Annotated in this window: 5 protein-coding genes; 4 read left to right on the plus strand and 1 reads right to left on the minus strand. The window is 35.4% G+C overall.

What is annotated here, in order from left to right:
• Nucleotides 1-142: 142 nt before the first annotated feature.
• Both CWS01_RS13275 and CWS01_RS13280 read left to right on the plus strand, forming a co-directional pair.
• Nucleotides 143-583 carry a MarR family winged helix-turn-helix transcriptional regulator gene (locus CWS01_RS13275; protein WP_101177685.1) on the plus strand — a complete coding sequence of 147 codons (441 nt, stop codon included), beginning with the start codon at nucleotides 143-145 and terminating at the stop codon, nucleotides 581-583.
• 283 nt (nucleotides 584-866) lie between these two features.
• Complete coding sequence (locus CWS01_RS13280) at nucleotides 867-2,561, plus strand: M3 family oligoendopeptidase (protein ID WP_101177686.1); 1,695 nt, start codon at nucleotides 867-869, stop codon at nucleotides 2,559-2,561.
• Between the two features lie 98 nt (nucleotides 2,562-2,659).
• On the opposite strand, the gene CWS01_RS13285 is transcribed toward CWS01_RS13280, so the two are convergent.
• Nucleotides 2,660-3,865 carry a nitrate/nitrite transporter gene (locus CWS01_RS13285; RefSeq protein ID WP_101177687.1) on the minus strand — a complete coding sequence of 402 codons (1,206 nt, stop codon included), beginning with the start codon at nucleotides 3,863-3,865 and terminating at the stop codon, nucleotides 2,660-2,662.
• 373 nt (nucleotides 3,866-4,238) lie between these two features.
• Here CWS01_RS13285 and nirB point away from each other — a divergent pair, with 373 nt between their 5' ends.
• Both nirB and nasC read left to right on the plus strand, forming a co-directional pair.
• Entirely contained in the window at nucleotides 4,239-6,599 is a 2,361-nt protein-coding gene (gene nirB, locus CWS01_RS13290; RefSeq protein WP_101177688.1) for a nitrite reductase large subunit NirB, read from the plus strand.
• 71 nt (nucleotides 6,600-6,670) lie between these two features.
• Nucleotides 6,671-8,812, plus strand: coding sequence for an assimilatory nitrate reductase catalytic subunit NasC (nasC, locus tag CWS01_RS13295; RefSeq protein ID WP_101177689.1), 2,142 nt, complete (start codon nucleotides 6,671-6,673; stop codon nucleotides 8,810-8,812).
• The last annotated feature ends 4 nt before the right edge of the window (nucleotides 8,813-8,816 follow it).

Below are 8,816 nucleotides of genomic sequence, written 5' to 3' on the forward strand. Positions count from 1 at the left end.
TCATGTATCATTAGAAGTACAATTGAGATAATTTTATAATTGGGTGTTTGAATATAATGAATAATTGACAAAATTGTGGAAAATAAGTATAATTGATTTGAATTCAAGATATTTTATACTAGATAAAAGGAATGGACTACAAATGAGTAAAGAAGAGATTAATCAGTCATTAAAACTATTTATTGTACTTTCACGAGCATACCGTTCGATTAATGAAAATGTAAATAAATTAATTCAAACATATGGTCTGAATCCGACAGAGTTTGCAGTAATGGAACTTTTGTATCATAAAGGAGATCAGCCTTTGCAGCAAATTGGTGGAAAAATATTATTAGCAAGTGGAAGCATTACATATGTTGTGGATAAATTGGAGGAAAAAGGCTATTTAAAAAGAGTGGCCTGTCCAACAGATCGCAGGGTTACATTTGCACAAATTACAGAAACAGGGAAAGAAATGATTGAATCTATTTTTCCAACACATGAAGCACGCATTCATGAACTCATGACAGAATTATCGAGTGAGGAAAAGGAGACAGTTATTGAACTTGTAAAAAAACTTGGAATATCGGCAGCAAATAAATAAAAAAGATAAGAAATGGCGATTATAGGCCATTTTTTTGTAGGCTCTGTTACAGAACTTTATTTTTTCGGTTCTTAACAAAGCCTTTTTATCATTAAATCTATGTATTTTACATATAAAGCAAGGAAAGCAGGAATGCAAGGGTTTGATGTTTAATAGATAGGTTAGTAGCTTATTCCAGCAAAAATGCTGTAACAAGAATGTTGCGTTGTTCATCGTAGCAGCGTTACTGACGCTTTGTTTAATATCGAAGTTTTACCTATTAGAAATGGGAAGGGGATAAAGCATGAAGTTTTCTGAATATGCATATAAAAGGCCAGATAGGAAAGAAGTAACTACCGCGTTTGATGTTCTTTTACAACAATTCAAAGAGGCGAAAGATGAGGAAATGCAACTATCACTCATCGAAAAACTTAACCATCTTCGCAATGATATCTCAACAATGTCCAATATATGTTATATCCGCCATTCAGTGGATACGAATGATGAATATTATCAAAAAGAACAAGACTACTTAGACGAAGTTTCACCTGAATTTGAAGGTCTAGTTACAAAATATTATAAGGAACTAACACAGTCTACATTTCGTAAAGAACTGGAACAAAAATTAGGAAAACAGCTTTTTGCATTAGCAGAAGCCCAATTAAAAGTTTTTTCTGATGAAGTGGTACCACTATTGCAGCAAGAAAATAAACTGTCGACAGAGTATACAAAATTATTAGCTTCTGCCAAAATTATGTTTGAAGGCGAGGAGCGGACATTAGCACAAATGGAGCCATTTACAGAGTCCAATGATCGACAAATAAGAAAGGAAGCAAATACAAAACGATTTGCATTTTTTTCGGAAAAAGAAGAGACATTAGATCGCATTTATGATGATATGGTAAAAGTACGCACTGAAATAGCAGAAAAATTAGGCTATAAAAATTTTGTGGAATTGGCTTATTATCGAATGTATCGAACAGACTATAATGCAGAAATGGTAAAAACCTTCCGGAATCAAATACATAAATATATTGTACCGCTAGCAACTAAATTAAAGAAACGGCAACAAAAAAGAATTGCTTTAGATGAATTAAAATACTATGATGAATCATTAAATTTTCTATCTGGAAATCCTGTTCCAAAGGGTGACGCGGATTGGATTATTGAAAATGGACAAAACATGTATAATGAATTATCAGAGGAGACAGGTGCTTTCTTTTCCTATTTAAGAAAAAATCAATTAATGGATTTAGTGGCGAAAAAGGGAAAAGCAGGTGGAGGATATTGTACATTTATTGAAAATTATAAAGCGCCGTTTATCTTTTCTAATTTTAACGGAACTTCCGGTGATATTGATGTACTAACACATGAGGCAGGACATGCGTTTCAAGTGTTCAGCAGCCGCAATTTAGAAATGCCGGAATATTATTGGCCTACATATGAGGCAGCGGAAATTCATTCTATGAGTATGGAGTTTTTTACATGGCCTTGGATGGATTTGTTTTTTAAAGAAGATACAGATAAATATAAATTTACTCATTTAAGCTCGGCTTTGTTGTTTCTTCCCTACGGCGTTTCTGTTGATGAATTTCAGCATTGGGTATATGAACATCCAACTGCCACACCAAAAGAGAGAAAACAAGCATGGCGGGACATCGAAAAAAAATATATGCCCCATAAAGATTATGATGATAATGAATATTTAGAGAGTGGCGGATTTTGGCAACGTCAATCCCATATATACACATCTCCTTTTTATTATATTGATTACACGCTAGCGCAAATTTGCGCCTTCCAATTTTGGAAAAAATCGCGGGAGAATAAAGAAGGGGCATGGGCTGATTATGTAAAGCTTTGTCAGCTAGGTGGAAGCTTTCCATTTACAAAACTTGTAAAAGAAGCTAATTTAATCTCTCCATTTGAGGATGGCTGTGTAGAATCTGTTATTCAAGAAATTGATCAATGGTTAAATAGTATAGATGATACAAAACTGTAAAAAAGAAGGCTCTGCGAAAGAACTCTATTGATGTTTCGTTCATTAACAAAGCCAAAAAGAAAAACGGTGTATTTTTCATAACACCGTTTTTCTTTTTATTAGGATTTAATGGCTTCTTCATTTACATTCCATGTCTTCTTCCATGAAACATTTGCCAACCATAAAATTCCAAAGGCAACAAAGCCGATGCAAGCAAATGTTAGGAATCCAGAAGAGTATGTACCTGTAATTTGTTTTAATGTCCCTAAAATATTTGGCAAAAAGAAGCCGCCAATGCCACCAGCTGCACCAACAATACCTGTTACCATTCCTATCTCCCTTTGGAAACGTTGAGGAACTAATTGGAATACAGCACCATTTCCCATTCCTAAACACATCATACCGATAAATAACATCGCAATTACAAGGCTAAGTGCAGGAAGTGTGCTAACACCAACCATACATAATGCTGCAAGAATAAATAGGGTAGAAAGTAATTTTACCCCACCAATACGGTCTGCAATAAAGCCCCCAACAGGACGAAAGAAACTTCCAGCAGCGACACACAATGTAACAAAATCACCGGCTTGTACAGAGGATAATCTATATTCATCCACAAAGAAAATGCTTAAGAAACTAGTTAATCCTACAAAACCACCAAATGTTACACCATATAATAAGCAGAAAAACCAAGTATCTTTATATTTAAATACTTTAAAATAATTAGCAATTGGCTGAGGTTTTGGCTGAGATGGAGCATTTTTTGCCAATATTGTGAAAATAATAAAGACAATGACTAAAGGAATAAGAGCAAAACCCATTACATAATGCCAGCCAAAATGTTCAGCTAAACGCGGACCAAATAATGTAGCAATTAATGTTCCACTATTTCCTGCACCTGCAATTCCCATTGCAAGACCTTGCAAATGTGGAGGATACCAACGGCTTGTCATTGGCAATGCTACAGAAAAGCTTGCACCAGCTACTCCTAATAAAATACCAATAGCATAAAGCTCCGGCATAGTTTTACCTGCTGCAAATCCCCAAATAAGTGGAATCATGGTAACAATCATACCGATTGTTGCTGTTTTTTTCGGACCAATGCGGTCTGTTAAAATTCCCATAACAATACGGAAGAAAGAACCTGCTAAAGTCGGTATGGCAACAATCATACCTTTTTCTGCTGGGGATAAGCCAAAATCTTTTGAAATAAATACACCTAAAGCCCCAAGCATTACCCAAATCATAAAGCTGATGTCAAAATACAAAAAGGATGATAATAGCGTGGGTGGATGACCACTCTTTCTTAAATCTGATATTTTCATTTACATTTCCTCCTTTGTTTGATAAGTAAGGTATAAATCTTGCAAATAGAAGATTCATAACATTGCCACTTTAAAGTAAAAAACAAGTAAATAAATTACATGTTTTTGATTATAGGGGAGGTTTTGCAGAAGGAAAAGGTTTGTGTCAGAATTTCTAACCTACTTTTTTTTTCAGCATATTTAGAAAAAAAGAAATTAATAATTGTTATAAAATGGTAAAAGTAGTGATACTCTATGGTTAAGCGTTCTCATTTATTTTTTATTGTCAGATTATATGACATGATTATTTTCGGAAAGTTTATAGTATGAAATAATGAAAGCTATGTATCTATTTAAGACATTTTTTTATTGAGAATGCAGGGGGTTTTTAACCATGAAAAAAGAAAAGTTGGTAGTAATAGGAAATGGGATGGCTGGAGTTCGATGTGTAGAGGAAATTATTAAAAATGACCCTGAAAAATTTGAAGTATCAATTATAGGCAGTGAGCCGCATGCAAATTATAATCGAATCCAATTGTCTTCTGTATTGCAAGGAGATACTTCTCTTCACGATATTGTAATAAATGATTATGACTGGTATAAAAATCATCATATTAACTTGTATTCTGGTGAATCTGCTATAAAAGTGGAAATAGATGAAAAAACGGTAGTCACGGATAGATCTCATAAGATCATATACGATAAATTAATTATGGCAACAGGGTCCAATCCTTTTGTTCTTCCTATCCCAGGCATAGAGAAGACGGGAGTTATGACATTTCGAACGATAGAAGATTGCGAAAAAATGATCGAATCTTCTAAAAAATTCAAAAAAGCAATTGTAATTGGAGGTGGGATATTAGGGCTTGAGGCTGCGAGAGGTTTGCTTAATCTTGGCATGGAAGTGGATGTTGTGCATAATGGCACTTATTTAATGCAAAGACAATTAGATCAAACCGCTTCAAGGCTTTTGCAGCAAAAACTTGAAGAACAAGGCATGAATTTCCTATTAGGTAAAGACTCGGAAGAAATTGTTGGAACAACTCGTGTAGAAGGTATTCGCTTTAAAGATGCTACGTTTGCGAAAGCAGATTTAGTGGTGATGGCAGTTGGTGTTTCTCCTAATATCAGCTTGGCCAAAAATAGCGGAATTACAACAAATAGAGGTATTGTTGTAAATGATTTTATGGAAACAAATATGCCGAATATTTATGCTGTTGGAGAATGCGCAGAGCATAATGGCATTGTGTATGGATTAGTACAGCCTTTATACGAACAAGGAAAAGTGCTAGCAAAAAGAATTTGCGGGATTCCTGTTGATGGATATACTAGTTCCATTTTATCTACGAAATTAAAAATTTCTGGTGTAGATGTATTTTCAGTAGGAAAAGTTTATGAAGAAGAAAAGGCAAAAGCCATTAAAATTTTTGATGAATTAGATGGAATATATAAGAAAGTAGTTATAGAGGAGGAAAAGGTTGTTGGAGCTATTCTTTTTGGCGATACAAAAAAGTCTTCGTATTTCCTAGATATGGTAGCGAAGAAAAAGGATATCGACAACGAGGAAAAAAATGAATGGTTCCAAACAAGCGGCAAGGGACAAGATGCCTTTATGAAAATGCCGCAAAGTGAAATTATTTGTAATTGCAACGGTGTGTCAAAAGGAATGATTATCGAAGCAGTTGTTCAGAAGGATTTACAGACAGTAGAGGAAATTAAGCAGTGTACAAAGGCATCAGGATCATGCGGCGGCTGTAAACCATTAGTTGCTGACCTTTTGGAATATATTAAAAGCGACGATTTTGATGAAAAAGTCGAAGTAAAGCCAATGTGCAGCTGTACTACTTTAACAGAAGAGGAAGTAGTGCATGAAATGCAGATATTAAATCTAACCTCAGTAAAAGAAGTAATGGCGGCACTCCATTGGCAGAAGAAAGATGGATGCAGTGTTTGTAGCCCAGCTATTGAATATTATTTAGGAATGATTTATCCAGAATACGAAAGTGTGCAGGATATATGTTTTGTTAACGAACAAATGAATGCCATAAGAAATAGCGATGGAACTTATACAATCATCCCGCAAATGTATGGAGGATCCACAACGGGAAGTCAATTGAAAATAATTGGAGAGGTGGCGCAAAAATATAAAATCGATCGCATTGCCATATCTAGTGAACAAAGAATTCATTTAATGGGCATAACAGACGAGAACTTATTGGCTATTTGGAATGAATTAAACATGGAATTAAGTTCTTCCTTTGGACACATTGTGCATCCTATTAAAACAAATATTGGTGAACATATATGTTCTTGCCCTAAAGAAAACTCCTTGCAATTAGCAGTAGAGCTAGAAGAAAGTACAGTATTTTTATCTACGCCTTATCGAGTGAAAATAGGAATATCTGCATGTATGCATAATAATTCAGGCTCCACTACAAAAGATATTGGGCTTATAGAGATAGGGAGGGGCTGGGAGATTTATGTAGGCGGTAGCAGTGGAAGAGATAATCGTTCAGGAAATCTTTTATATGTTGCTAGAACGAAAAAGGAAGCAATAGACATTATTTTAGGATTTATTCAATACTACCGGGAAACAGCCAATTATCTGGAAAGAACATGGCAATGGGTGGAAAGAGTCAATTTAGTTCATATTCGCGAAGTTTTGTTTGACAAAGCTATTCGAACACAGCTAATTGATCGTTTGGAAGCTGATCGCAAGCAGAAAAAAGATAATTTAGAGAGAAATTTTATATGAATTATTGCTAGAAGGAAATAGGGGGATTTTTAAGCCATGGGAATTCCAGCCACTAGAGAGGAAGTGTCTTTATGACCGAATTATTATTAAAATATTTTCGAACACAGCAGAAAGTCTCACCGAAAGAAAAGAGATATGACACACAATGTCCCTTTTGCAGTATGCAGTGCAAAATGCAGTTGGTAGAAGAATCTATTGTATCAAGGAAAAAGTATACTGTTATAGGCAGAGATAATCCTACTTCAGAGGGGCGTTTATGCATTAAAGGTTTAAATGCGCACCAGCATGCTATGCATCATAGTCGGATTAAATATCCATTAAAAAAAGTAAATGGAAAATTCGTCCAAATTTCATGGCAAGAAGCTTTAGATTGTATTAAAGATAATTTTATCAGCATCCAAAAAGAGTATGGAAAAAATGCGTTATCAGTATATGGGAGTGCTTCGATTACGAATGAAGAAGCGTATTTATTAGGAAAGTTTGCCCGTGTTGCTTTAGAAACAAAATATATTGATTATAATGGTCGCTTATGCATGTCGGCAGCAGCTACTGCAGCAAATCAAACATTTGGAATGGATAGGGGATTAACCAATTCGTTAGCAGAGATACCTTATACTCGTGTCATTATTTTAGCAGGCACAAACTTAGCAGAGTGTCAGCCAACGATTATTCCCTATTTTGAAAAAGCCAAAGAGAATGGGGCATATATTATTGCAATAGATCCTCGTGAAACAGCAACAACTAAACTAGCAGACTTGCATTTAAAAGGTCGTCCTGGTACCGATGCAGCATTGGCAAATGGATTGCTAAAAGTTATTTTGGAAGAAAATTTAATTGACGAAGCATTTATAGAAAAGCAGGTCAATGGATTTGCTGAAGTAAAAGAATACATTAGCACACTTGATTTGAAAGAAATTGCTGAATTAACAGGAGTACCATTAGAAGATATACAAAAAGCAGGGGTTAAATTTGGGAAAGAAGAATCTGGCATGATTTTAACGGCAAGAGGAATTGAACAGCAAACAGACGGTACAGCAGCTGTGCGCAATTTTTTAAATATTCTTCTTGCAACAGGAAAAATTGGCAAACCATACTCTGGCTATGGAGCAATTACAGGACAAGGAAATGGCCAAGGTGCAAGAGAGCATGGGCAAAAGGCGGATCAATTGCCAGGATACCGAAGCATTGAGAATGAAGAACATCGAAGTTTTATTGCAAATATATGGGGAGTAGAAGAGAAGGAGCTTCCACGAAAAGGAGTTTCGGCCTTTGAGATGTTTGAAAAAACAGATGAAGGAGAAATTAAGGGGATGTTCTTAATGTGCTCTAATCCTGTCATGTCTAATCCTGATGCTAATTTTATTAAAAGAGCTTTAGGAAAATTAAAGTTTTTTGTTGTGGTAGACATGTTTATGTCGGAAACGGCGAAAATGGCAGATATTATTTTGCCAACCTCTTCTTATTTGGAAGATGAAGGAACGATGACAAATTTAGAAGGTCGTGTTATTTTGCGGGAAGCTTCCAAATCATGCCCAGGAAATGTAAAACATGATTGGCAAATTATTTGTGAGATAGCAGATGTGCTCGGTAAAGGTGCCCATTTTTCTTATGAAAAGGCAGAAGATATTTTTAATGAATTGCGAAAGGCATCTAAAGGTGGGATTGCCGATTATTCTGGTATAACATATGACCGCCTAAGAAGAGAAGGAGGCATTTTGTGGCCATGTCCAGAAGAAGGCCATCCAGGGACTGTTCGATTGTTTGAAGAAGGGTTTGCAACAGAAGATGGCAAAGCCAAAATGACTATTGTCAAAAATAAACCAGTTGTGCCTAAAGAAAAGGTCAGCATAGAGTATCCACTATATTTAACAACAGGCCGTGTGATGTCTCAGTATTTAACTGGTGTGCAAACGAGAAAAAGTGCTTCTTTATCTGCACGGAATTTTGAATCTTATATAGAAATACATCCAAAAACAGCTCAAGCCTATAATATTTTGGATAATCAGCTAGTCAAGGTTGAATCTAAAAGAGGACAGATTGTGGTAAGAAGCAAATGGTCGGAATCAATTCGCCAAGATACGGTTTTTGTTCCGATTCATTGGAGTGGATCGCAGAATGTCAATAAGCTGGTTGGAGGGGAATTAGATCCTTCCTGCAGGATGCCAGGTTTTAAAGTAAGTGCAGTAAAGGTTCAGCCTTTTAAAGCAGAATAAGAAA

The organism is Niallia nealsonii (assembly GCF_002835805.1).
Taxonomy (GTDB): domain Bacteria; phylum Bacillota; class Bacilli; order Bacillales; family Cytobacillaceae; genus Niallia; species Niallia nealsonii.